We start from the raw sequence: 25,110 nt of genomic DNA, 5'->3' as shown, positions 1-25,110 counted from the left end.
TTCTCCGAGGTGAGAACTACTTCTCAGGCATCGGCGTGCCCGCGGGCGGCGTCGGGGCGTCACCCGGACGGACGCCGACCGTGGCCGGCATCTCCTGCGACGCACGCGGCATCGGCGACATGGCCTGCGCCTCGTCCTGCATGCGGTTCAGCCAGCCCTCCCAGCGCTGCTGCATCGGGCGGACCAGGCCGCCACCCACACCGATGACGATCACGCCGGCGACCGTGGCGAGGACGGCGATCAGCACCGGCATCGTCACCGAGATCGCGATGCCGAGCTGGTTGAGCGCCGCGATGATGCCCAGCGCCATCACGAAGCCGTACGTGATGTTGCCCATGATCCGGGTGTAGGAACGCTGTCCCAGCGCACCGGTCACGAGGCCCTTCAACGCGGTGCCGATGGCCGACGCGACGATCACGAGCACCATCGCCACGACGATGCGCGGCAGGTACGCGATCACCTCGTTCAGCAGCGTGCTGACCGGGTTGGACGCGCCGAACACGCCGAACGCCAGCTGCAGCGCGATGAGCAGCACGAAGTAGTACACGATCTTGGCGATCAGGCCGGTCGCGTCCATCGACGACTGCCTCATGGCGCTGTTCAGACCCGACTTGTCGACGAGCTTCTCGAAGCCGAGGCGCTTGAGCAGGAACTGGACGCCCTTGGCGAGAGCCTTGGCGATGAACCAGCCGATCACCAGAACGAGCAGGAAGCCGAGCAGCTTCGGCACGAACGTGGCGATCATCGCCCACGCCTGGCCCAGGCCCTCGGTGATTTGCGAGCCCACGGGCCCTCCTAGAACGAAGTTGCGGTGAGTGAAGATCCGACCAGTTGATCGTTTCGTGGATCACACCGCTCAGCAACTTCGACACTGTGACACGAAAGGGTGGCTGACGTGGATTTTTGTCTCAGTACAGTCCAGAGTGGAGCTACCGGTGGGGACCGGGGAGAGGGAAGCGCCCGCCACGCTCCGTGGTGGGCGCTTCCACATTTCTACGGCCGGGCGGAGAGTCCGCGCCCTTCCAGGTAGCCCTGGATGCGGTTCGGCGACAACGCCGGCGCGGCACCACCCTGACCGTCCTTCGGCACGTCCGGCCGCGGGTCACCCGTGCACTCGGAGCTGCTGCCCGGCAGCGCCCCGTCGATCAGGTACCGGTTGACCTTCTCGTCGACGCACTTGTTGCCGCCGTTGTAGATGCCGTGCTTGCCCTCGTCGATGACGGTGATCAGGTTGTGTCCGAGCCGCGCCGCCATCGCCGGGCCGCTCGCGTACTGGGTCTGCGTGTCGCCCTCGGACTGCACGACCACGCCGACCGGGTAACCGCTGCGGCCGATCCTGACCGGCTGCTCCGGCGGGGTGAACGACCGGAACGTGCACGTCATCGGCGCGGCCCTGACGATGCCGAAGCCGAACGGGTAGCGCTCGCGGAACGTCCGCATGTCCTCGTAGTAGACGTGCAGGTCGGTCGGCCAGTCCGACTCGCAGGTGACCGTGTCGAACACGCCGGACCGCAGTTCCCGCAGACCGGTCTTCGCGAGCACCTGCCCCGCCTTGGCACCCTCGGTGTTCTCCGGTTTCTCGCCAGACCGCAGCTTGATCACGATCGACGCCAGGTCCGACCACAGTGGACGGTAGCGGGAGCCCACACCGACCGCGCCGTCGAAGGAAGACCGGTCGTGCTCACCGATCGGCGCGGTGTGCAGCTTCGCCGCGACCTTCTCCACCTCGGCCAGGACCTCGTCCCGCGACTTGCCCAGCGCGAACTTCTGGTTGCGCTCCCCCACCCACGCGGCCCACGCCTCGACACTGCGCCGGTAGGCCACGGCCTGCTGGCGGAACTGCTCGTGCCAGATCCACTCCGGGTGCACGGCCGAGTCGAGCACGCTGCGGTCCAGGCGGTTCGGGAACAGCGTCCCGTACACCGCGCCCAGGTACGTGCCGTAGGAGTAACCCAGGTAGTTGATCTTCGCCTCGCCGAGCACCGCACGGACGATGTCCATGTCCCGCGCGGTGTTCGCGGTGCTGATGAACTGCCGGATCCCGCCGGCCGACCTCTGGCAGGACTCCTCGGCCTCGCGCGCCTCGGCCGCCCACTTGCCGAACTCGCCGTCCGCCGGCCGCGAGTCCGGCGCGGCGATCGCGGGCGCCGCACGGCAGTTCAGCGCCGTCGAACCACCGACGCCGCGCGGGTCGATGCCGATCACGTCGTAGACCTGGGCGAGCTCGGACTTCGCGAGGAACAGCGGCAGGCTGAGCCCCGAGCCACCAGGACCACCCGGATTGGTGAACAGCACACCGCGTCTGCGGTCCTGCGCCGCCGCCTTCCTGCGGCTGATCGTCAGGTTGATCCGGTCGCCGGCCGGTTTGGCGTGGTCAAGCGGCGCGACGAGCGTGGCGCACTCCAGCCCGCTGAGCTTGCCGCTGCACGCCGCCCACTTGACCGGCTGGGCGTGGTACTCCGCGAGGGGATCGGGAGGATCGGCGGAGGCAGTCACGCCCGTGGCGGTGAGTGCCACCATGCCGAGGACGAAAGCCGGGAACCTACGCAAGACGAAACCTCCGCGCCGAACGAATGACCCTTGCTATCCGAAGGTATGGCCGTTGAAAGGAAGGCGAGGGTTCTGTCACCCGTCCCGGTGATGTCACCCCCAGGGCCTTAAGCTGCGGGTATGACCAAGGCAGCCGAGGCGAAGGAGGAGCACCCGCCAACCCTCTCCGCCCGCACGATGCGCAAGATCGAACGCGCGTCCGGAGCGCTCGCCACCGCGAGCGTGGCCGAGATGGAGCAGCGGCTGCCGTGGTTCGCCCGGATGCCCGCGGACCAGCGCGCCAGCGTGCTGCTGCTGATCCAGAACGGCGTGGCGGGCTTCGTCGAGTGGCTGCACGACCGGCAGCAGGCGATCCGGCTCACCGCGGACGCGTTCCGGTCGGCGCCGAAGGACATCTCCCGCTGGGTGAGCCTGCGCCAGACCGTCGAGCTGGTCCGGATAGCGCTGGAGCACTTCGAGGAGCAGATGCCGGCGATGGCCGGTACGGAGGCCGAGCGCGCGCTGCTGATGGAGGGCGTGCTGCGGTACGGGCGGGAGATCGCCTTCTCCGCCGCCACCTCGTACGCCGCGGCCGCCGAGGCGCGCGGTGCGTGGGACGCCAGACTGGAAGCGCTGGTCGTGGACGGCGTCGTGCGTGGCGACCCCGAGGAGTCGTTGCTGAGCAGGGCCGCCGCGCTCGGCTGGGATCCGGCGCTGGAGGCGACGGTGCTGGTCGGCAATCCGGGCGGCGAGGATCCACCGGCGATCATCTACTCGGTGCGCAGCAAGGCCGCCCGCGCCGGCCGGCCGGTGCTGCTGTCCGTGCAGGGCTCACGGCTGGTCGTCGTGCTCGGCGGGCCGACGGAGACCGGTGAGGACGTGCTGGGCCGCATCGCCGAGGGCTTCGGCGAGGGGCCCGTGGTGGCGGGGCCCACGGTCGCCTCGCTCGCGGAGGCCCATCGCAGCGCCAGCGACGCGTTGAGCGGGCTGCGCGCGGTCGTGGGCTGGCCCGCCGCGCCCAGGCCTGTCCGCTCGCTCGACCTGCTGCCGGAACGGGCGCTCGCGGGCGACCCGGAGGCCGAGTGGCAGCTCGTCGACAGGGTTGCCCGGCCGCTGGAGGACGCCGGCGGCGCGCTGCTGGAGACCGTGGACGCGTTCCTGGAGGTCGGCGGCGTGCTGGAGACGTGCGCGAAAAGACTGTTCGTGCACCCGAACACGGTCAGATATCGCCTTCGGCGCGTTCAGGAAATGACCGGAAGAAATGCACATGACGCTCGAGATGCACTTGTGCTTCGCGTCGCTTTGTCTGTAGGACGCCTTGCCCGCGCACGGGGCCTGTGGTAGCGAACGATCTGTGACCGACTTCGCACACATCCGTTAGGGTGATGGCCAAACGACCTGCCGGTGTGCTGAGCTGGGCATACGCCGCGCAGTGTTCACCTGGCCGACACTTTTGTAGGGTCTCTACAAATACCATCGCCGGACTTCGTTCTTTACAGCATGGGGTACCGGCGGGTTCACCAGCTTTAGTAATCCACGTGATCGCACTCCTCGCGCCCGGACAAGGGTCCCAGACGCCCGGCATGCTCGCCCCCTGGCTCGAACTGGAGGGGACCGAGAAGCAGGTGCGCACGTGGTCGGAGATCACGGGCCTCGACCTGGTGCGCCTCGGCACGACCGCCGAGGCCGAGGAGATCGTCGACACCGCCATCACCCAGCCGCTGGTCGTGGCCCTCGCGCTGCTCGCGTTCGGTGAGCTGCGCCGCCGCGTCGAGCTGCCCGCCGGCGTGATCGTCGCGGGCCACTCGGTCGGCGAGCTGGCCGCCGCGTCGATCGCGGGCGTCATCAGCGCCGACGACGCGGTCGCACTGGCCGCCGTGCGCGGTGCCGCGATGGCAGAGGCGTGCGCGCTCGAGCCGACCGGCATGGCCGCGGTGCTCGGTGGCGACGAGCAGGAGGTGCTCGCGCGCCTCGATGAGCTCGGCCTCGTGCCGGCCAACCGCAACGGCGCCGGCCAGATCGTCGCGGCCGGTCCGCGTCCCGCACTCGACGAGCTCGCGGAGACCCCGCCGGGCACGGCGAAGGTCCGCAAGCTGGCCGTCGCGGGCGCGTTCCACACGAAGTACATGGCGCCCGCAGAAGACGCTGTGCGCGCGCGTGCCGCCGAGGTCACCACGCACGACCCGTTGATGCCGCTGCTGTCCAACAAGGACGGTCAGGCCGTCACCGAGGGCACCGAGGTGCTGCGCCGCCTGGTCTCCCAGGTCACCAGCCCGGTGCGCTGGGACGTCTGCCAGGCGACGCTCGTCGGGAAGGGCGTGTCCGGCTCGGTCGAGCTGCCGCCCGCCGGCGCTCTCACGGGTCTCGCCAAGCGTGCGATGAAGGGCACCGCCACCCTCGCCCTGAAGACGCCCGACCAGCTGGAGAAGGTGGCGGAGCTCTTCGACACCGTTGGAGCAACTCAGTGACGACCTTCCAGGCCCCGCGGACGTCCGCGGGTAGCCGCATCATCGGCCTCGGCAGCTACCAGCCCGAGACGGTGGTGAGCAACCACGACTTCGCCGCGCGCATGGACACCTCGGATGAGTGGATCCGCGACCGCGTCGGCATCGTGAACCGCCGGTTCGCCGCCAAGGACGAGGGCGTCGTCGACATGGCGGTCATCGCGGGCGGGAAGGCGATCGAGGACGCGGGAATCGACCCGGCCGACATCGGCGCCGTCATCGTGGCGACGTGCACCATGCCGTCGACCATCCCGAACGCCGCCGCGCAGATCGCCGACCGCCTCGGCGTGAAGGCGGCGCCGGCGTTCGACCTCAACGCCGCGTGCGCGGGCTTCTGCTACGCCGTCGCGACCGGCGCGGACCTCGTCCGCGCGGGCACGGCCCGCAACGTGCTGGTGATCGGCGCGGAGAAGCTCACCGACTGGACCGACCAGGACGACCGCTCGACCGCGATCATCTTCGCGGACGGCGCGGGCGCCGTCGTCATCGGTGCCAGCGAGGAGAACCAGATCGGCCCCGTGGCGTGGGGCTCGGCCGGTGACCTCGCCGAGACGATCACCATCACCGACCGCGACTCCTTCATCCACCAGGAAGGCCAGTCGGTCTTCCGCTGGGCGACGACCCAGATCGCGCCCGTGGCGATCCGCGCCGCCGAACTCGCGGGCGTCGAGCTGTCCGAAGTGGACGTCTTCGCCCCGCACCAGGCAAACTTGCGGATCATCGAAGCGATCGCCAAGCGCCTGCGTGCCAAGGGTGCGCGCGAGGACTTGAAGGTCGCTCGTGACATCGTCGAATCCGGCAACACCTCGTCGGCCTCGATCCCCATGGCACTGGACCACATGCGGGCCGCGGGCGAGATCTCCAGCGGAGACGTGGTGCTGATGGTCGGTTTCGGCGCTGGTCTGTCCTACGCGGGACAGGTGGTCCGGTGCCCATGAGTACCCCCGGTTTTTCCATCGTTTCAATCGAAAGGGAACTTCAGTGAGCGACAACGTCCTGTCCGGTCTTGCCGAGATCGTCGAAGAGGTCGCCGGTGTGGCCGCCGACGACGTCACCGCTGAGAAGTCCTTCGTGGACGACCTCGACATCGACTCGCTGTCGATGGTCGAGATCGCCGTCCAGGCGGAGGACAAGTTCGGCGTGAAGATCCCGGACGACGAGCTGGCGAACCTCAAGACCGTTGGTGACGCGGTGAACTACATCACCAGCAACAAGTGAGTTCGGACATCGACGTCGTCATCACCGGGCTGGGTGCCACCACCCCGCTCGGTGGTGACGTCACGTCCACCTGGGACGCACTGCTCGCGGGCAAGAGCGGGGTCCGCCCCCTCACCCACGACTGGGTGGAGAAGTACGAGCTGCCGGTGAAAATCGCCTCGCAGCTGGTCGTCGACCCCACCGAGGTGCTCCCCCGCGTCGAGGCAAGGCGCCTGGACCGCTCCGAGCAGGTCGCCATCGTGGCGTCCCGCCAGGCGTGGCAAGACGCCGGCCACAGCGACGACACCGTCGACCGCCAGCGCCTCGCCGTCATCATCGGCACGGGCATCGGCGGCGCGATCACCCTCCTGGCCCAGGACGACCTCCTGGAACAGCAAGGCCTGCGCAAGGTGTCCCCGCTGACCGTCCCGATGCTGATGCCGAACGGCCCGGCCGCCCACGTGGGCCTGGAACTCAAGGCCCAGGCAGGCGTCCACGCCCCGGTCTCCGCCTGCGCGTCAGGCGCGGAGGCCATCGCGTGGGCCTACCGCATGATCAAGGCCGGCGAAGCCGACGTGGTCGTGGCAGGCGGCGCCGAAGCGTGCATCACGGCAATCCCGGTAGCGGGCTTCTCGCAGGCCCGCACCATGAGCACCCGCAACGACGAGCCGGAAAAGGCCTCGCGCCCGTTCGACACGGCCCGCGACGGCTTCGTCCTCGGTGAGGGCGCGGGCGTCATGGTCCTGGAACGCCGCGAGTTCGCCGAGGCCCGTGGCGCCAAGATCTACGGCCGCCTGGCAGGCATCGGCACCTCGGCCGACGGCTACCACATCACGGCCCCGGACCCCGAGGGCGTCGGCCAGTCCCGTGCCATCGCCGCGTCCCTGCGGTCCGGCGGCATCGACCCGTCCGACGTGGGCCACGTGAACTGCCACGCCACCTCCACCCCGGTGGGCGACGTCGCAGAAACCGTGGCAATCCGCAAGGCGATCGGCGACCACCCGGTCCTGACCGCCCCGAAGGGCGCCCTGGGCCACCTCCTGGGCGCAGCAGGCGCGGTCGAGGCCATCGTGACCGTCCTGTCGATCCGCGACGGCGTGGTTCCCCAAACGCTGAACCTGGAGAACCTGGACCCGGCCGTCACGCTGGACGTGGTGGCAGGCGAGCCCCGCAAGATCAAGCTGGACGCCGCGGTGAACGACTCGTTCGGCTTCGGCGGCCACAACGTGGCGCTGGCCTTCACCCCGGCCTGAGCACACCTCGACACGCCCCGGCCCGCCAAGCGGACCGGGGCGTTCGACGTGTTGGCGGTAGTTACAAGCGTTTCGATCATGCGTTGGCGGTACTTGCAGACGCCACACGCGCACCCAGCCGCCAGCACACAGCATCTCGCGAAGGCGAAGCCGAGCAATGGCGACGGCGGAGCCGAGCTGCTTTGAGCAACGCGCGGGCCGCCGTGGGGTGGGTGGGTCCCGTCACGAGTCGTGCCCGATTGTTGGCCCCTCCGGGACGGCTCGTGACGGGCCTGCCCCACGCATCGCAACCACCTGCGCGACCGACGCGCCAGCCAAGATCCCCATCAACACTTCTCCATCTGAGGGGTCCGGTTCTCTGGCGCCTCATCCACCTTGAGCTCCCCACCCTCCCAAACCATCACATACACAACTCTCCACCGGATGCAGGGTTCAGGCATGGCAACCGGAGCCTTCGAAACATCCTGTGTGGACACAAAGCTGATCAACACCCGCAACCGCCGAGCCACCACATCGGACTCGACCCGCTGCACCACCACTCCACCATCCTGAGTGGTCTCATAAGCAGCCAGCCAGGTCTTCTCAACAGCCTGCGAGGCCCGCCGAGCAGACACCACCCCACGCCACCCGGCGAAGTCCCGCTCGTTGATGGCGTCGAAGTACTTCTGCAGCACCTTCTGGACAGACGTCCGATCAGGATGCGTGAACGAGTCGGGACTCAACCGAACCTCAGAGCCCCCGGGCAACGCCGCGCCGGACACCGAAGAAGACGGCACCACCGGCTCACCCTTGGCCTCGGCAGGACGCGAGTAGACCGTCCGCCCCACCATCCCGGCCGCCACCGAGGCACCGGTGATCACCACCACGGCCGGCACCAGCCAGCGGCTAGCCACGCTCCCCACACGAACAGCCTAGCCGCCCGCCCACGACCTGCGGCCCGACTGCCCGCTGACACGTCGCCGGCCTCGCCGACACCCGTGGCCAGGCCGCGTCCGCGCCCACAGCCCAGCCCCCGTCGGCACCCACGACCCGGTGGCCCCACCCGACTCCAGCAGCGAGAACACACCCCACGCGCGTGTACCCGGCCGGCCCCGGCTTCAAGCCACCAGAGCGCCACTCACAAAAACATCGTTCCGTTACATCAAAACATAAACTTCACCCGAAAGATTACATTCACCCTAGATGCAAGTTGCATGTAGCGAGACAACGAGTGCTACATACAAACGTGATAAGCAATGTAATCCTCCGAATGGGTCCTTTCAGGCGACCCGACACCGCCGATCAGCCGCACTAAACACGCATCGGAACCCACTTACAACTTCACCCGAAAAGAGTACGGAACACAGCGCGTGCACGATGGTTGCGCACCCCCAACTATACGTAGAGATCCATGTGGAATACCGCAGCTCAGAGAGCTGCACCCATCCGCAACGATACAGTTCCGTTTAGCAAAACCCCAGGACGCGTGCGCTGACTCACCGATCAGCAAACCTCGCAGGCGGGTGAGACGGTCCCAAACCTCATCACGGAGCGTGGCATACGCACCGGTAACCGATCATCTTTCGGACACGAACGGCCCACCCATACGCCCCTAATGGCGGATTGGCCATAGCCGCTGAATTGTGCGGGAATATGCCGCGTAAACGAAATCGCAAAACCGTCGAGGAGGGAATTTCGGTGGACCTCAGATACGAGGCGTTCTGCTTCGCAGATCGGCGGTTCTACGATCTGCAGAGCAGCACCGAAAGCGACCTCCCAGGAGACGACTTTTCGCGTGACCTGCCCGAACTGCCGGCCGGCTGGGTACAGGCCGAGCGGAACGTGTGGCGGCATCTGCACCCGCAGGGGGTCACGCTGCCGAAGCAGGGCTGGAAGATCCACGTCTCCGCTGGTCTCGACAACGCGAGCAGGGTTCTGAAGGCCACTTTCGACTACTGCGTAGAACGGCGAATTCCGTTCAAGTACCTGCCGACGATCTCGATCGTGCTGGCCCGCAACTCGAAGTACGCGCCCCGTGAGGGCAGCGGCAAGCTGATCACGATCTACCCCGCCGGCACCGAGCAGCTCCAGAGCATCCTCACCGAGCTCGGAGCCACGCTGCAGGGCGAGCACGGCGCCTACATCCTCAGCGACCTGAGGTACGGCAAGGGTCCGCTCTACGTGCGCTACGGCGGGTTCTCCGAGCAGTGGCTGGAGGTCGACGGCCAGCAGGTCCTCGCCATCGAGGGGCCGGACGGCACGCTCATCCCCGACAAGCGCAAGCCCGTCTTCAGCGTGCCCGAGTGGGTCGAGCTGCCGGAGTTCCTGGCGCCGCACCTGGCCGAGCGCAACGCGGGTGATCCCGCGAAGTTCCCGTACCAGATCAAGAGTTCGCTGCACTTCTCCAACGGCGGCGGTGTCTACCTGGCGACGCGCAAGAGCGACGGCAAGGAGGTCGTGCTCAAGGAGGCGCGGCCGCATGCCGGGCTCGACCGCGAGGGCCGCGACGCCGTGGCACGGCTGGAGCTCGAGCACACGATCCTCACGAAGCTGGAGAAAGTCCAAGGCGTGCCCGAGGTGTACGACCGCTTCACCGAGTGGGAGCACCTCTTCGTCGCCATGGAGTTCATGCCGGGGCGCTCGCTCGGGCAGTGGCTCGGTCACAACTACCCGTTGACGCACAAGGACACCACCGACGAGCAGCTCGCCGAGTACCGGGAACGAGCGCTGAAACTCGTCACCAAGGTCGAAGACCTGATGGCACGGGTGCACGAACGCGGTGTCGTGTTCGGTGACCTGCACACGCTCAACATCCTGGTGGACGACGACGATGAGGTCTCGCTGATCGACTTCGAGCTGTCGTCGACGATCGAGGACGTCAAGAGGCCGACGCTCGGCGCGCCGGGATTCCAGGCCCCGAGCGACCGCGAGGGCTTCGAGATCGACGAGTACCCGCTCGCGGCGCTCAAGCTGTGGATCTTCCTGCCGCTCAACGCGGTGCTGGAGCTCTCGCCGGCGAAGCTGAAGCAGCACGTGCACGTCATCCAGCAGCGCTTCGGTCTCGGCGACGAGTACTGCCGGTCGATCGTCGACGTGCTCACGCCGCGCGTGGACCCGCCGGAGGAGCCCGCGTTCACCGCGTTCGACGACCCGGAACCGGACTGGACCGTCGTCAGGAAGTCCATCGCGACGGCGATCCTGCACAGCGCGACACCGCAACGCCAAGACCGCCTGTTCCCCGGCGACATCGAGCAGTTCGAGGTCGGCGGCACGTGCTTCGGCTACGGCGCGGCGGGTGTGCTGCACGCGCTCGACGTCAGCGGCGAGGGTCGCTACCCCGAGCACGAGGACTGGCTGATCAAGGCGGTCAGGAAGGATCCTCCGAAGCAGCCCGGCTTCTTCGTCGGCGCGCACGGCATCGCGCACGTGCTGGAGAACTTCGGCCACCACGACCTGGCGACCGAGCTCGTCGAGGGCTACACGCAGCTCGTCGCCACCACGCGGGACCACGGGCTGAGCGCTGGACTGTCCGGCATCGGCCTCAACTTGCTGCACTTCGCGGACGTCCGTGAGGACCACGGCTTCGCGGCGCGGGCCGAGGAGCTGGCCGAACGACTCGCGGAGCAGCTGGCCGGCGCACCGGGACCCGGTGACAAGGCGAAGGCCGGCCTGCTGCACGGCTGGTCGGGTCCCGCGCTGTTCTTCCTGCGGATGTTCGAGCGCACCGGCGAACGGCGCTGGCTCAGGCTGTCGGAACAGGCGCTGGAACGCGACCTGGCCGAGACGATGGTCGCGCTGGACGGCTCTCTGCAGGTGCGGGACGGCACGTTCCGGTCGCTGCCGTACGTGGGCATCGGCGGCGCGGGCATCGCGCTGGTGCTCACCGAGTTCGCCGCGGTGGCGCCGGAACGTCCGTGCGTGGAGAAGCTGCCCGAGCTGCTCACCGGCTGCACCGGCGAGTTCGTGATCCAGCCGGCGTTCGCGCTCGGCAGGGCCGGACTGATGGCCACGCTCGCCCAGGCGGCCGCGCACAAGCCGGACGAACGGCTCGACCGCGCGATCCAGCAGCACCTGCGGGCACTCGGCTGGCACGCCGTGCGGTACGGCGGCGGGCTCGCGTTCCCCGGCGTGCAGCTGCGCCGGCTTTCCATGGATCTCAACACCGGCGGTGCGGGCGTCCTGCTCGCCATCGCCTCCACAGTGGACGGACGTCCACCACTGCCCTTCCTGGGCAGGACACAGGCCCCGGTTCTAGCGAACCGGTAGCAGTAACCCCCGAAAGATTCCTCGAACAAGGAGAGTTGTCATGGGTTTCATCCTTGACATGCAGGACCTCGAGACGCCCGAGACCACGAGCGTGATGGCCTCCGGTGGCTCGGGTGGCGGCGGCGGTGGCTCCACCACCGCGTCGAACGCGTCGCTGCTGCTCCCCTGCTCGCACAGCACCGTCAGCCTGCTGGCCTGCTGAGCTGAGCTCCAACTGAAACACCGCGGTAGATGAGCGGCATAGGCGAAGTATGCCGCTCACCCACCCTCTGCAGGGCCCGGCAGCCGGCCAGCTGTCGGGCCCTCGCTCATGATGCGCCCTCATGACTTCCGGAGGAACAGCCGATGGCCAAACCCGGTGACGCCCTGCTGTTCTCCGTGGTGCGCCGCGACCACCGTCCGTGGCTGCTGCTGCTCAACGCCGCTGTCGCCACGACCGGCGGACTGCTGATCCCCTCGGCGCTCGCCGATGCCGTCGACATGGCGCTCGGCGGCACGTTCGTGCTGTTCACGCTGCTGTGGCTGCTCGGAATGGCGGCAACCGAGATCATCGGTGACGCGATCGGCATCGTGCTGGCCGCGAGCATCACCAGCCGGGCCACGGCCTGGCTCCGGCACCGCCTGTCCCGCCACCTTCTGGCGCTCGGGCACCCCTCGCCGTTCGCCGCCGGTGACGCGGTGAGCCGCGTGACCGGCGACTGCGGCAACGCGGGCGGCATCGTGGTCACGCTGATCTCGCTGGCCATCGCCGCGGCGTCCTCGGTGGGCTCCGTCGTGGCGCTGGCGTTGATGGACTGGCGACTGGCCGCCGTGTTCGTGGTGAGCGTGCCGCTGGCGATGTTCCTGGTCCGCACGCACATGCAGCTCACCGCCGACGACGTGCTGGCCTACCAGGAGGTTTCCGGCGACGTGTCGGCGCGGCTGCTCGACGCCGTGTCGGGCAAGCGCACGATCGCCGCTGCGGGCATCGCCGGGCGCGAAGCCGACCGGGTGCTGCAGCCGCTGCCCCGGCTGGCGGCGGCCGGTGCGGGCATGTGGCGCACTCAGGCGAAGATGATGTGGCGTGCGGGCCTGCTGTTGCCGGCCGTCGAGGTCGTCGTCCTGATCACCGCCGGTTTCGGCGTGATGGAGGGCAGGCTGAGCCCCGGTGACGTGCTCGCCGCCCTCGGCTACGCCGCGCTGGGCATGGGCATCGTCGGCCAGATCCCGCAGCTCACCGCCCTGGAGCGCACGCGAGCCTCCGCCAGCAGGATCGCCGAGGTGCTGGACACCCCACCGCCCGACCGTGCTGCACCCGTGGCCCCGGAGTCCGGCGCGATCGAACTGCGCGGTGCCGGCGTCACCGGCGTACTGCACGACGTGAACCTCACGATCCCGGCCGGTGCGTTCACCGCCGTGGTCGGCAGCTCCGGCGCGGGCAAGTCGACGCTGGCCGCGGTCCTCGGCGGACTGTCCGCTGTGGATTCCGGCGAGGTGCTGCGCGACGGCGAGGTCGGGTACGCCTTCGAACGTCCAGCGCTGCTGGGCAGGACGATCGGCCGTTCGATCGGCTATGGAACCGTCGCCGGCGAGGCCGAGGTGCGCGACGCCGCCGTCGCCGCCCAGGTGCACGACGTCCTGATCCGCCTGCCGCAGGGCTACGACACACCGGTCGCCGAAGCGCCGCTGTCCGGTGGTGAGGTGCAGCGCATCGGCTTGGCGCGTGCGATCGTGCGCGATCCCGCTCTGCTCGTCCTGGACGACGCGACCGCGAGCCTCGACACCGTCACCGAGGCCAAAGTGGACGCGGCTCTCACGACAGCGCTGCCCGGCCGGACACGTGTGGTGGTGACGCACCGGGCGGCGACAGCGGCTCGGGCGGACCTCGTGGTGTGGCTGGAGAACGGCAGGGTGCGCGGCACCGGCACCCACCAGGAGCTGTGGGAGAACGAGGACTACCGAGCCGTGTTCACCGGAGGCGAGTGATGCGTTTCTACCTCTCCACGCTGGCCGGGCACCGCCGCGGCGTCCTGATCCTGCTCGGCTGGTCGGTGCTCGAAGGCGTCCCGGCGTTCTTCGGCGGACGGCTCGTCGGCACCGCCGTCGACAAGGGGTTCGCCGCGGGTGATCCGCGAAGCGGCGTCCTCTGGCTCCTGGCCTTCGCGGCACTGGCGGTCGCGGGCGCACTCGGCCAGCGGCAGGTGTTCGCGCGGCTCGGCGCCGTCGTCGAGCCCATGCGCGACGCGCTGGTCACCCGGATCGTCCAGGGCGTGCTCGACGACCCGACGCACCGGCGGACCCCGGACGCCAGCGCCGTCGCCATGATCACCCGGCACGTCGAGGTGGTCCGCGACGCGACCGCGGGAGTCCTGGTGCAGGCCCGCGCGCTCCTGGTCACCACGGTCGCCGCCCTCATCGGTCTCGCCACGACGGCGGCCGCGCTGATCTGGCTGGTGGTGCTGCCGATCGTGGCGTCACTGGTGTTGTTCGCCCTGCTGCTGCCCTCACTGGCCAAACGCCAGCGCGACGCCGTGATCGCCGACGAACGCACCGCTGAGGCTTCCGGTGCGGTGCTGACCGGTCTGCGGGACGTCGCCGCGTGCAAGGCCGCGGAGGAAGCCTTCGCCGACATCGCGACCGAGGTGAACCGGCAGGCCAAGGCGACCGTCACCGTCGCGTGGGCGAACTCGTTGCGCGCCACGGTGATCGCGCTCGGCGGTTTCACACCCGTCGTGCTGCTGGTGGCGTTCGCTCCCCCGCTCGTCGCGTCGGGGCAGCTGACCACCGGCGCGGTGCTGGCGGCTGTCGTGTACCTGACCAACAACGTGAACCCCGCGTTGCACGGCCTGGCCCGCACCACCAGCACTGTCGTGATGCGGCTGATGGTCGCGCTCAAACGACTCCAGGAAGTCGCCCCGCGGACGAACAAGAAGATCGGCACCGAGGTCCCGTCCAACGGCGAGGTGGTGCTGCGGGACGTCACGTTCGGCTGGAGCCAGGACGCGGAACCGGTGCTGCGAGACCTCTCACTCACCCTGCGTCCCGGCGACCACCTGGCCGTGGTCGGGCCGTCCGGCATCGGCAAGTCCACAATGGCCAGTCTGCTCACCGGCCTGATGCCTCCGGACCTCGGCCGCGTCCTGTTCGGCGGCGCACCGGTCGACCTGGTCGTTCCCGAGGTGCGGCACCACGCGATCGCGCTGATTCCGCAGGAGACCTACCTCTTCACCGGCACCGTGAGGGAAAATCTCACACTGCTCGCACCGTGGGCGACTGACGACGAACTGCTCGAAGCGGTGAAGAAGGTTGGCGCCAAACCAATTCTGGACCGGCTCGGTGGCCTGAACGCCACCCTCGGCCACGCGGGCGAAGGACTTTCCGCCGGTGAGGCGCAACTTCTGGCACTCGCGCGGGTGCACGTCACCTCCGCGAGCATCGTGATCCTCGACGAGGCGACCTCACACCTGGACCCGGCCGCGGAAGCCCGCGTCGAACGAGTTTTTGCCCAAAGGGACGGAATTCTCGTGGTGATCGCGCACCGGCTGAGCTCGGCGCTGCGCGCGAACCGCGTGCTGGTCATGGACGGCGGCAAGCCGTTGCTCGGCACGCACGAGGACCTGCTCAGGACGTCCCCGCTCTACGGGCAGCTCATGCTGGCCTGGGACCCCACGCACCACGAGGAAACCCCGCTGCCCAAACGGTAGCGGGGTCCACTCAGGACTATCCGACGCGGTGCAACCAGGTCACGGGCGCGCCGTCGCCTGCGCGGCGGAACGGTTCCAGCGCGTCGTCCCACGCCGCGCCGAGCAGCTCGTCCACTCCGTGTGCGAAGGACTCACCGCCCCGCGATCTCGCCGCGAGAGCACGCAACTGGTCCTCGTTGACGACGATGTCGCCGTTGGCCGAAGTCCGGGCGTGCCACAGTCCCAGAACGGGTGCGAAACAGAAGCGCTCACCGTCCTGACCTGGGGACGGTTCCTCGGTCACCTCGAACCGAAGCATGGGCCACGCGCGCAGCGCAGCCACGAGTTTCGCGCCGGTGCCGGCCTCCGCCGTCCATGCGCATTCAGCGCGCAACTGGCCTGGTGCCGCGGGTTGCGCTGCCCACCTGAGGTCCACTCGTTCGCCAAGGGTGCCCGAGATCGCCCACTCGACGTGCGGACAGACCGCAGACGGCGACGAGTGGACGTAGACCACGCCACTGGTGCTGCCACGGGTGCTCACTGCTGACCTCCGCTACTCGACGAGGGACGTCTTCCCCTACGCCTTTGCCGAGTGAGGTGATCACCGTGAAACCCCGTTCGCTGCATTCTGCCTCGACTTGAGGCATGTCCGCCATAAGAACCAGCTCGATCATCACCCGACCGGGGCGGATACAGGTCTTAAGTCCCGATCTCCCCGGTCGAGCGATGCGTGATCGTGATCTAGAGGACGTTTACCGCGGCGACCACGTCGACCAGGCCCGTGCCCTTGTCGAACGACGAGGTGTAGGGGCCGACCGGCTGGTAACCGGTGCCGTACTTGTGAGCCGAGGACTTCAGCGCCCGCTCGATGTCGGCGGGGGTCGCGGAAGGCTTGGCCTGGAACAGCTGTGCGACGATGCCGGCGATGTGCGGTGCCGCCATCGACGTGCCGCTGATCGTGTTGAACGTGCCGAGGTCGAGCAGTCCCGGCCCGTTCTGCGGGGCCAGGCCGGTCGCGCAGATCGGCAGGTACAGGCGGCAGGACGACGTGATGTTCTCGCCGGGCGCCGAGATGTCCGGCCACGTGGCGGGGTTCGTCGCGAGACCGCGCGACGAGAAGCTCGACAGCGCGCCGTCGCGGGTGCCGGTCTCCAGGTCGTTGTAGGACGCCACCGAGATCACGCCGGGTGTCGGGTCGGTGCCGGGCGGGTTGGACAGGTTCGCCGAACCGTCGCCACCGTCGTTGCCGTTCGCCCACACCACGACGACGCCCTCGGCCACGAGCTGACGCTGCAGCTTGACCGTCACCGACTCGGGGTCGAACGCACCGCCACCAGAAGGCCCGTAGGAGTTGTTGATCACCTTGATCGGCGGGCACGTCGACGCGGGCACGCCTGCGCCGCACGGGGCCTTGTGGTTCTCCAGCACCCAGTTCAGCGCGGCGTCCGCGCCGAGGATGAGGATCGCCGCTCCGGTGGAGATCACGACGCCCTTCGCGCCCGGCGCCGCGCCGCGCACCACCGGGCCACCGGTGAGCTGCACGTCGTTGCCGATCGCGATGCCCGTGACGTGGGTGCCGTGGCCGCCCAGCGACGTGGTGTCGGTGTCGACGAAGTTCGGCACCGGCACGATGCAGCTCGAGTCAGTGGCCCCGTCGAGACACAGGCTCTTGAGGTTGCGGACGATCTTGCCGCCGCTGAACGACGGGTGCGTCGGGTCGACGCCCGAGTCGATCACCGCGACCGACACGCCCGCACCGGTCAGCCCGAGGCTGTTGCGGGCGTCGAGACCGCGGGTGGCGGTGTGCGAGGTCGAACCGAGGAACTTGATCGGCTTCTGGACCTCGACGCGCGTCACGCCCGCCTTGGCCCGTGCCGATGAGATGCGCGCGGAGTCACCCCGCGCGGCGACCACGCCGATCTTGCGGAAACTGGTGATCTTCTGCAGACCGGCGGCCGCGACCGCCTGTTCCGCGGCGGCGATGTCGGCACCGTGGACGTAGACGGTCGAGGTCGGCAGCGCAGCCGCGACAGGGGTTGATGCGGCCACGAGCACGACGGCGAGAAGTGCGGCGCGTTTGTACATGGACCCTCCGTGAACATAGACAGGCAATCCATCTAACGAGTGATCCACTTTTCGGTGACGGGTGTCACGCAACGTCTCGACTGGATGCGGTTGACCAACCCAGGACCGCTACCGTGTCCACCCGTGCGGAAAGGTGGGGACTCGTGCGGTTGATCCGTCTGGGCGCTGAGCCTTCGGCCGTTGGGGCGGACGTCCGTGCCGCCCTGACGGCGTGCGGGGCGGGTACCGAGGTCCTCGGTGGGGTGGCGCTGGCCGGTGTGCAACCGCCCGGTTGCCCCGTCCCGCTGGACGCGATCGTCGTGCTGCCCAAGGGCGTGCTGGTGATCGTCGGCGTCGACCTTCCCGACCCCGCGGTGAAGCTCGAGGCGCCGCTCGGCGGTCAGTGGAAGATCGACGGGTGGCCGCTGGTCAGCCAGGACGGCACGGCGAACCCCGCGACCGAGGCCGTGGCGGCGGCGACCGCCGTGGCGCAGCGGATCCAGGCGATGCGCGCCGAGCCACTGCCGGTCAGCACGGTCGTGGCGGTCGGCCCGTTCGTGAGCCAGGTCGTGCAGCCCACCTCCGACCTCAACCGCGGCGTGCGGGTGCTGCATCCCAAACCGTCCACTTTGCTCAGCGCGGCCCGTGAGCTCGCGACGTCGTCGGTGCCGTGCACGGCCGACCACGCCATGAAGCTCCTCGCGATTCTTCAGACCACCGGCACGCCGCCGGACGCGCGGACGTTGCTCAGCGAGGGCTTCAGCGACGCCGTCTCCCCCGACCTCGCGGCCGCCAGCACGATGCTGATCCCGAAGATCCAGGCCAAGCCCGCACTGCCGCGCAAGCGTTTGCACCAGGCGGTTCGCTGGCAGTACCTCGCGCTGGGCGGACTGGTCGCCGCGCTCCTCTTCGTCTGGTTGCTGGTGGCGTTGCCCGGTGACGACCAGCCGGCCGACGCGACGCCGGCACCGTCGGCGACGTCGCCGACGACGGTGGTCGTGGACGGCACGACGTTCGTGCCCAAGGACGTGAAGAGCGACAAGGACTGCCAGGCGCAGGCGTTCGGCGACGCGAAGGCGTGGCTGATCGCGAACGAGTGCTCGGCGCTGCTGCGCGCCACCTACGAGACGTCGGTGCAGGGCAAGCAGGCGACGGTGCTCGTGGCCGACCTCGACCTGATGGACGCGCCGAGCGCGACCGCGTTCCACAAGGTCGTCACCGCGCCGGGGTCGGGCGGCGTGCACGGGATGGACGGCAAACCGCTGGAGAACGCGGCGTTCGCGAGCGGGGCCAAGGGCAGCCACGTGCAGCTGGCGTTCGTGGTGTGGTCCGGTGGCGCGGGCGACCAGTCGCTCGATGCGATCGCAAAGCAGGCGTTGCGGCTGCCCACCACCCGGTAGAAGGTGGAGGGCATGGTCGGACAACTTCGTTCTGTGGTTCTGGACTGTCCTGATCCCTCCGAGCTGGCGTCGTTCTACGAGAAGCTGCTCGGCGCCCAACGCCTCGCCGGCGGTGACGACACCTGGGTGGTGATCGTCGCGAACGGGACGCGCCTCGCGTTCCAGCGCAGCGACGACTACCGGCCGCCGACGTTCCCCGATCCGCACGGCTCGCAGCAGTTCCACCTCGACGTGCTGGTCGAGGACGTCGAGAAGGCCGAACCGCGGGTGCTGGAGCTGGGGGCCCGGTTGCTGCAGAAGGACAACGACGACACGTTCCGGGTCTACGCGGACCCCGTGGGGCATCCGTTCTGCCTCGTGTGGCTGTCCTAGTGCCGCGAGGTGGCCCGCTGAGCGTCGAAGACGCGGTGAAGGTTGGCTGTCACGGCACTAGTTCGGGCCTAGTGTGGGCCGCATGGACTTCGACGTCATCGTCATCGGTGGTGGCCCCGTAGGTGAGAACGTGGCGTGGCGGACGGCCGCGGGTGGGCTGTCCACCGCCATGATCGAGAAGGAGCTGGTCGGCGGCGAGTGCTCGTACTGGGCGTGCATGCCTTCGAAGGCGTTGCTCCGGCCCGGTCACGCGCTCGCGGCCGCCCGGCGCGTGCAGGGTGTGAACGCCGGGTCGCTGGACCCGGCCGCGGTGCTGGCCAGGCGCACCGGGTTCACGTCCAACTGGGACGACTCCGGTCAGGTCAAGTGGGCCGAGTCGGAGAACATCACGGTCATCCGCGGCGACGGTGAGGTCACCGGCGAACGCGAGGTGACGGTGGGAGGAGACGTCCACCGCGCGCGTCAGGCCGTCGTGGTGTGCACCGGCAGCGTCCCGAAGATGCCGCCGCTGGAAGGCCTCGCCGACGCTCCTGTGTGGACGTCGCGAGAAGCCACGTCAGCGCGCGAGGTTCCGGATTCCCTGGTGGTGCTGGGCGGTGGCGTCGTCGGCGTCGAGATGGCGCAGGCGTGGGCGCGGCTCGGGTCGAAGGTGACGCTGGTGGTGTCCGGCGATCGGCCGTTGCCGCGGATGGAGGAGTTCGTCGGGCCGCTCGTCGTCGAGGGCCTGCAGGAGGACGGCGTCGAGGTGCTGCTCAACGCCCGCGCGTCGGCGATCGCGCCGGGTGCGCTGACGTTGCAGGACGGCAGGGTCGTGCACGGCTCCGAGATCCTCGTGGCGACAGGGCGGGTGCCGGCGACGAAGGACGGCAAGCCTCTGACCATCGACGACTCCGGACTGGTGTCCGGTGTGGACGGACGCTGGCTCTACGCGGCGGGTGATGTCACCGGGCGCGCGCTGCTGACGCACCAGGGCAAGTACCAGGCCCGGGCGGTCGGCACGGCGATCCTGGAGCGGTCGCGCGGGTTCGAGCCGAAGCAGTGGTCGGCGGGACAGGCCTGGGCGGACCACGTGGCGGTGCCGCAGGTGGTGTTCACCGACCCCGAGGTGGCGTTCGTCGGTCACACCGCGGAGGAAGCGCGCAAGGCCGGCCGGGACGTCAGGGTGGTCGACCTCGACATCGCGGTCGCCGGGTCGTCGCTGCACGCGGACGGGTACCACGGCAGGACGCGGATGGTCGTGGACGAGCGCACGCGGACGCTGGTCGGTGTCACGTTCGTCGGCCAGGACGTCTCCGAGCTGCTGCACTCGGCCACCGTCGCGATCGTCGGGGAAGTCACCGTGGACCGCTTGTGGCACGCGGTGCCCTCGTACCCGACGATCAGCGAGGTCTGGCTGCGGCTGCTGGAGGCCTACGGGCTCTGAGGTGCGGGCTGCTGGTCGAAGATCGGCGCCAGCATGCCGGCCAGCAGCTCGTTCGCCGTGCCGACCACGTACGCGTGGTCGTCGGCGTCGACGCGTTCGGCGAGCTTGAACAACGCGTCCGCGGTCTGCACGGCGATCCGGAAGGTCAGCATCACCGGGGCTTCGCCGTGCACGCCGAACCGGTCGACGAACATCTCCGCCAGCCGCTCGGCCATCAGTTCGTACTGGTCGACGCTGGAGTCGAGCCGGTGGCTGTCCAGCATGTCGCTGAACCGCACCCTGCCGAAGCCGGGCAGGTCGGTCAGCATGCGCAGGTAGACGCTGACGATCTGGTTCATCGCCTCACGCCACGTGTCCGCGATCAGGTCGGCGGCGAACAGCTGCTCGACCTCGCGCAGATACGTCTCCATACCGCGCAGTGCGAGTGCGTGGACAACGGATCGTTTGTCCGGGAAGTACTGATAGAAGGAACCAATGGGCACTCCGGCCACATCGACGATGCGCGCCGTGGTGATGTCGTCGTAGTCGTATTCGTTCAGCAGGCTCGCACAAGCTTCCAGGATCGCGGAGACGGTAGCCGCGCCACGCTGTTGCACCGGCTGTCGACGCATCACCCTGGCTAACCTGCCCCTAGCCGGGTCTTCATGCACTCGAACATCTTTATCCATACGACCCGTTAAGCCCAAGCACAGGTTCCCGACAGGTTTCAGCCTGGATCTCCGCGGCGTTTGCGATGAAGTACCCAACCGAAGTCGACAACGCAGACAACGGCGAGTAGTAAAAGCACGATTGCGAGCCAGACGAGGTCAGCTCGGAGTGCCAGCCACCCCGCGACCGAGTTGAAGACCAGGCCGAATCCGGCGAGCCACAACCGCAGTGTCAGAGCACTGCGCGGAGGCGCCGGGGGTGGCAGGTAGTCGCTCACCTCACCCGGTTTCCCTCAGCAGCGGCGCCTCAACCCGCCTGAGCTGCCGAGGGGGTTTCGTCACATAGGGCCTAACGAGACGCGTGACGGCCAGACCAGGGGCGATGAGGGGGACGACAGCGGTCAGCACGGCGGCTGTGATGCCGGCTCGCATCACGTCCTTGGGCATGACGGCGACGCGGTCGACGACGAACGCGCGCCGCCCGGTCAGCGAGACGGCCGCGAGGACGACCAGGAACACGATCATGCTGAGCATCGCCCGCTGGACCGCGTGCTCGTACCCGGCCGCTTCTCCCGCGATCAGCACCGCGAACCACCCGGCGAGCGCGGGCAGCTGACCCCGCTCGGTGGTGGCGGCCCAGCTCAGCCCGCCGAGGGTGGCGAGCCAGACGAGCACGTCTCTGCGCTCCTGCGCCCAGAGGGAGGCCGCGTCGAGGGGAATACCGGTCCAGCGCAGTACGCCGAGTGGAGTGAGCGGGGTGTGGGCGAGCTGACCGAGCACCCAGGCGAGCGTCCACGCGGAGAGCACAACCGCGAGGACGAGCTGCCACCTCGGCCTGCGCATCACGCAGCGGGCGAGGCGGACGATCTCCGCACGCGTCATACCCCCACCTTGCCGCTTCCAGGTGGTTTGCGGAGAAACGTCACCCCAACGCTCACCCGCACGGCTCCTGTCCGAGGGGGTTGATCACGCAGCGCTATCCACGATCCGGGGACAGATCTTTCCTATGCTGAGTACATGAGCATTGATCAGCTTCTGCATCTGCCCAGCTACCTGATGCTCCAGCTGGTCAGGGAAGCCCGCCGTCTCGCGCGCAACGACCTGCGCGCGCCGCACGTGACGGTGCTGGCGTTCCTGGCCGAGCAGGAGGCGGTGGCGCAGAAGCGGATCAGCGACCGGGTGCGGATGGACGCGAGCGACCTGGTGTCGGTGCTCGATGATCTTGAGCGGCGCGGGTTCGCCCAGCGCAGGCGGGATGAACGGGACCGGAGGCGGTTCACCGTGTCGATCACCGCCGCGGGCGGGCAGGCCCTGCGCGACCGCCTGGAGGCGGCACGGGTGCACGAGGAGGAGCTGCTGGCGCCGTTGACGTCGCAGGAACGGGTTGAACTCACCACACTGCTGCGGAAGGCGTACCTGCATCACGCTGATTTGCGTGTAGATTAGACAGTCTGCGCTCACGCGAACCCGGCGCGGGCAGGAATGGGTCTAACAGGCCGAAACCTGATAGGCCACAGTATCGAGAAATGAGGCAAGTTGTCAAGCCCCTCCGATGACCTCCGGCTCGCCGAAATGGAGCCGGAGCAGGAATACGTGGCCATGTTGTACGGCCGGCTCGACGACCTCCGCGAACAGACGTCGAAACGACTCGCACAATCGTTGCGACAAACCGGCGGCACGCACCAGATGCGGTCCGAGCGCGACACCTCCGTCGCGATGTACACGGATCAATTGGCTCAGTACAGCGCGGTGGAGAACGGACTCGCGTTCGGGCGGCTCGATTTCCACAACGGTGACCGCTTCTACATCGGCCGAATCGGTCTCTTCGACGAGGACAAGGAATACGAGCCGCTGCTGATGGACTGGCGGGCACCCGCCGCCAGGCCGTTCTACCTCGCGACCGCGGCCTCCCCCGACGGCGTCCGGCGCCGCCGGCACCTGCGCACCCGTTCGCGCAAGGTCATCGGCCTCGACGACGAGGTGCTCGACATCAACTCGGTCGAGCCGTCCCGCAACGAGGGCCTGACCGGCGAGGCGACCCTGCTGGCCGCGCTGAACGAGTCGCGCACCGGCCAGATGAGCGACATCGTCGCGACGATCCAGGCCGAGCAGGACATCATCATCCGGTCCGAGCTGAACGGCGTCGTCGTGGTGCAGGGCGGTCCCGGCACCGGCAAGACCGCGGTGGCCCTGCACCGTGCCGCGTACCTGCTGTACACGCACCGCCGGCAGCTGGCGAAACGCGGCGTTCTCGTGGTCGGCCCGAACACGACGTTCCTGCGGTACATCAGTCAGGTCCTGCCGTCGCTGGGTGAGACGGGCGTGCTGTTGTCCACCGTCGGTGAGCTCTACCCCGGCCTGACGGCCACCGGCCGCGAGTCCGCCGAGGTGGCGGCGGTCAAGGGCCGCATCCAGATGGCCGACGTGATCGCCGCGGCGGTGCGGGACCGCCAGGAGGCGCCCGCGTTCGTCGACATCCGCTTCGACAACGACGTGTTGCGCCTCGACCGCCGCGCGATCTCCGACGCGCGGGGCAGGGCGCGCCGGACCCGCCGCCCGCACAACGAGGCCCGCCGCACGTTCGCCCGCGAGATCGTCTCGACGCTGGCGGGGATGGTGGCGAGCCGGCTCGGCGGTCACCTGCTGGACAAGGCGGACATGGACGACATCCGCCGCGAGCTCCGCGAGTCCGACGAGGTCCAGGCCGCGATCTCGTCGCTGTGGCCGGTGCTGACGCCGTTCTCGCTGCTGTCCGAGCTGTACGCGAACCCGAAGCGCCGCAACCGCGCGATGTCGAAGTTCACCCGCGAGGAACGCGATCTGCTCCAGCGCACCACGGACGACTGGACGCCGGCGGACGTGCCGCTGCTCGACGAGGCGGCGGAACTGCTGGGCGAGGACGACACGGAGGCCAAGGCCCGCGCCGAACGCCAGCGCCGCCAGGCGATCGAGTACGCCCAGGGCGTCCTCGACATCCTCGACCTCGAGGACGACGCGGACCCAGAGATCCTGATGGCCACGGACCTGATGGACGCCTACCGCCTCGCCGAGCGCCACGGCGTCGACCGCTACGAGACCGCGGCGGAACGTGCCGCCGCGGACCGCACATGGACGTTCGGTCACATCATCGTCGACGAGGCCCAGGAGCTGTCGGCGATGGCGTGGCGCACGTTGATGCGCCGCTGCCCGAGCAAGTCCATGACGGTCGTCGGCGACATCGCGCAGACCGGTGACATCGGCGGCGCGACCTCGTGGGACACCGTGCTGTCGCCGTACGTGCAGAACCGCTGGCGCCTGACCGAGCTCACCGTGAACTACCGCACCCCGGCCGAGATCATGGAGGTGGCCTCGGACGTGCTCGCATCCGTGGACGCTTCCCTGGTGCCGCCGACGTCCGTGCGGGAGACCGGTGTGCCGCCGTGGGTCGCGCGGGTGCCGTCGTTCGAGTCCGAGGTACCGGGGCTGATCTCCTCCGAGGTGGAGGCCGTCGGCGACGGCAAGATCGCGGTGATCGTGCCGGCCGCCCTGGTGCAGCCGGTGGGTTCGGCGATCGTCTCGGCGGTGCCGGGGTCGTCGATGGGCAACGATCTGGAAGAGGCCCAGGTCGTGGTGCTCGGGGTGACCGACGCCAAGGGTCTGGAGTTCGACTCGGTCGTGGTCGTCGACCCGGTGGGAATTCTGGAGGAGTCGCCGCGCGGCGCGTCGGACCTGTACGTCGCGCTGACCCGTGCCACGCAACGACTCGGCGTCGTGCACACCGGAACGCTGCCCGATGTGCTATCCCGGCTGAAGGACGTTTCGTAGCGAACGGGAG

The 25,110-nt window shown here is 68.9% G+C and carries 22 protein-coding genes; 14 read left to right on the top strand and 8 right to left on the bottom strand.

The annotated features are described in order from the left end of the window. Positions 1 to 16 precede the first annotated feature (16 nt). Positions 17 to 787, bottom strand: a complete 771-nt coding sequence (locus tag C8D87_RS29545) for a mechanosensitive ion channel family protein (RefSeq protein ID WP_112229147.1) — start codon at positions 785 to 787, stop codon at positions 17 to 19. Between the two features lie 206 nt (positions 788 to 993). Next, the gene (locus C8D87_RS29540) at positions 994 to 2,550 is read right to left on the bottom strand and encodes an alpha/beta fold hydrolase (protein ID WP_233442354.1); all 1,557 of its coding nucleotides are present in this window, start codon (positions 2,548 to 2,550) and stop codon (positions 994 to 996) included. Between the two features lie 120 nt (positions 2,551 to 2,670). On the opposite strand from C8D87_RS29540, the gene C8D87_RS29535 reads away from it, so the two are divergent. The 5 genes from C8D87_RS29535 (at position 2,671) to fabF (ending at position 7,483) form a co-directional block, all read left to right on the top strand. After that, on the top strand, positions 2,671 to 3,873 hold the full coding sequence (locus C8D87_RS29535) for a PucR family transcriptional regulator (protein WP_109641274.1): 1,203 nt from the start codon (positions 2,671 to 2,673) through the stop codon (positions 3,871 to 3,873). A gap of 194 nt (positions 3,874 to 4,067) precedes the next feature. Beyond that, a complete protein-coding gene (locus C8D87_RS29530) occupies positions 4,068 to 4,997 on the top strand; it encodes an ACP S-malonyltransferase (protein ID WP_112229145.1) in 930 nt (309 codons plus the stop codon). After that, positions 4,994 to 5,971 (top strand): beta-ketoacyl-ACP synthase III, encoded by a 978-nt coding sequence (locus C8D87_RS29525; protein ID WP_109641272.1) that lies wholly within the window; start codon positions 4,994 to 4,996, stop codon positions 5,969 to 5,971. Before C8D87_RS29530 ends, C8D87_RS29525 begins: the two co-directional genes overlap by 4 nt. 43 nt (positions 5,972 to 6,014) lie before the next feature. Then, positions 6,015 to 6,251, top strand: a complete 237-nt coding sequence (locus C8D87_RS29520) for an acyl carrier protein (RefSeq protein WP_030465146.1) — start codon at positions 6,015 to 6,017, stop codon at positions 6,249 to 6,251. Beyond that, positions 6,248 to 7,483 carry a beta-ketoacyl-ACP synthase II gene (fabF, locus tag C8D87_RS29515; protein WP_109641271.1) on the top strand — a complete coding sequence of 412 codons (1,236 nt, stop codon included), beginning with the start codon at positions 6,248 to 6,250 and terminating at the stop codon, positions 7,481 to 7,483. Before C8D87_RS29520 ends, fabF begins: the two co-directional genes overlap by 4 nt. 326 nt (positions 7,484 to 7,809) lie before the next feature. Here the strand turns inward: fabF and C8D87_RS29510 are convergent, their stop codons facing one another. Next, positions 7,810 to 8,376 carry a hypothetical protein gene (locus tag C8D87_RS29510; protein ID WP_146231848.1) on the bottom strand — a complete coding sequence of 189 codons (567 nt, stop codon included), beginning with the start codon at positions 8,374 to 8,376 and terminating at the stop codon, positions 7,810 to 7,812. Between the two features lie 784 nt (positions 8,377 to 9,160). Here C8D87_RS29510 and lanKC point away from each other — a divergent pair. From lanKC to C8D87_RS29490, 4 genes are all read left to right on the top strand, one after another. Beyond that, entirely contained in the window at positions 9,161 to 11,728 is a 2,568-nt protein-coding gene (gene lanKC, locus C8D87_RS29505; RefSeq protein WP_109641269.1) for a class III lanthionine synthetase LanKC, read from the top strand. A gap of 40 nt (positions 11,729 to 11,768) precedes the next feature. Continuing rightward, positions 11,769 to 11,930 (top strand): SapB/AmfS family lanthipeptide, encoded by a 162-nt coding sequence (locus C8D87_RS29500; RefSeq protein WP_109641268.1) that lies wholly within the window; start codon positions 11,769 to 11,771, stop codon positions 11,928 to 11,930. 143 nt (positions 11,931 to 12,073) lie between these two features. Then, positions 12,074 to 13,693, top strand: a complete 1,620-nt coding sequence (locus tag C8D87_RS29495; RefSeq protein WP_109641267.1) for an ABC transporter ATP-binding protein — start codon at positions 12,074 to 12,076, stop codon at positions 13,691 to 13,693. Continuing rightward, entirely contained in the window at positions 13,693 to 15,411 is a 1,719-nt protein-coding gene (locus C8D87_RS29490) for an ABC transporter ATP-binding protein (RefSeq protein ID WP_109641266.1), read from the top strand. The genes C8D87_RS29495 and C8D87_RS29490 overlap by 1 nt, the downstream gene beginning before the upstream one ends. 16 nt (positions 15,412 to 15,427) lie before the next feature. Here C8D87_RS29490 and C8D87_RS29485 read toward each other — a convergent pair whose 3' ends face one another. Together C8D87_RS29485 and C8D87_RS29480 are read right to left on the bottom strand one after the other, a co-directional pair. Then, on the bottom strand, positions 15,428 to 15,931 hold the full coding sequence (locus C8D87_RS29485; RefSeq protein WP_109641265.1) for a DUF3145 domain-containing protein: 504 nt from the start codon (positions 15,929 to 15,931) through the stop codon (positions 15,428 to 15,430). Between the two features lie 200 nt (positions 15,932 to 16,131). Further along, on the bottom strand, positions 16,132 to 17,475 hold the full coding sequence (locus tag C8D87_RS29480) for a S8 family peptidase (RefSeq protein ID WP_109641264.1): 1,344 nt from the start codon (positions 17,473 to 17,475) through the stop codon (positions 16,132 to 16,134). 143 nt (positions 17,476 to 17,618) lie between these two features. Here C8D87_RS29480 and C8D87_RS29475 point away from each other — a divergent pair, with 143 nt between their 5' ends. From C8D87_RS29475 to C8D87_RS29465, 3 genes are all read left to right on the top strand, one after another. Beyond that, complete coding sequence (locus C8D87_RS29475) at positions 17,619 to 18,854, top strand: hypothetical protein (protein ID WP_109641263.1); 1,236 nt, start codon at positions 17,619 to 17,621, stop codon at positions 18,852 to 18,854. A 12-nt stretch (positions 18,855 to 18,866) separates the two neighbouring features. Further along, positions 18,867 to 19,226 carry a VOC family protein gene (locus C8D87_RS29470; RefSeq protein ID WP_109641262.1) on the top strand — a complete coding sequence of 120 codons (360 nt, stop codon included), beginning with the start codon at positions 18,867 to 18,869 and terminating at the stop codon, positions 19,224 to 19,226. Positions 19,227 to 19,308: 82 nt separating this feature from the next. After that, complete coding sequence (locus C8D87_RS29465) at positions 19,309 to 20,649, top strand: dihydrolipoyl dehydrogenase family protein (protein WP_112229332.1); 1,341 nt, start codon at positions 19,309 to 19,311, stop codon at positions 20,647 to 20,649. Here the strand turns inward: C8D87_RS29465 and C8D87_RS29460 are convergent. From C8D87_RS29460 to C8D87_RS29450, 3 genes are all read right to left on the bottom strand, one after another. Continuing rightward, on the bottom strand, positions 20,637 to 21,260 hold the full coding sequence (locus C8D87_RS29460; protein ID WP_112229144.1) for a TetR/AcrR family transcriptional regulator: 624 nt from the start codon (positions 21,258 to 21,260) through the stop codon (positions 20,637 to 20,639). The two genes, C8D87_RS29465 and C8D87_RS29460, sit on opposite strands and share 13 nt — an antisense overlap. A 95-nt stretch (positions 21,261 to 21,355) precedes the next feature. Further along, the gene (locus tag C8D87_RS48055) at positions 21,356 to 21,574 is read right to left on the bottom strand and encodes a DUF6343 family protein (protein WP_229813372.1); all 219 of its coding nucleotides are present in this window, start codon (positions 21,572 to 21,574) and stop codon (positions 21,356 to 21,358) included. Position 21,575: 1 nt separating this feature from the next. Further along, the gene (locus C8D87_RS29450; protein ID WP_112229143.1) at positions 21,576 to 22,178 is read right to left on the bottom strand and encodes a hypothetical protein; all 603 of its coding nucleotides are present in this window, start codon (positions 22,176 to 22,178) and stop codon (positions 21,576 to 21,578) included. Positions 22,179 to 22,313: 135 nt separating this feature from the next. Here C8D87_RS29450 and C8D87_RS29445 point away from each other — a divergent pair, with 135 nt between their 5' ends. Both C8D87_RS29445 and C8D87_RS29440 read left to right on the top strand, forming a co-directional pair. Further along, positions 22,314 to 22,742 carry a MarR family winged helix-turn-helix transcriptional regulator gene (locus C8D87_RS29445; RefSeq protein ID WP_112229142.1) on the top strand — a complete coding sequence of 143 codons (429 nt, stop codon included), beginning with the start codon at positions 22,314 to 22,316 and terminating at the stop codon, positions 22,740 to 22,742. 90 nt (positions 22,743 to 22,832) lie between these two features. After that, a complete protein-coding gene (locus C8D87_RS29440) occupies positions 22,833 to 25,100 on the top strand; it encodes a HelD family protein (protein ID WP_233442353.1) in 2,268 nt (755 codons plus the stop codon). Positions 25,101 to 25,110 lie beyond the last annotated feature (10 nt).

Origin of the sequence: Lentzea atacamensis, from assembly GCF_003269295.1 — a bacterium.
GTDB classification, from domain to species: Bacteria; Actinomycetota; Actinomycetes; order Mycobacteriales; family Pseudonocardiaceae; genus Lentzea; species Lentzea atacamensis.
The sequence above is the reverse complement of the archived record's forward strand: the minus strand, read 5'-3'. Positions and strand labels throughout refer to the sequence as shown.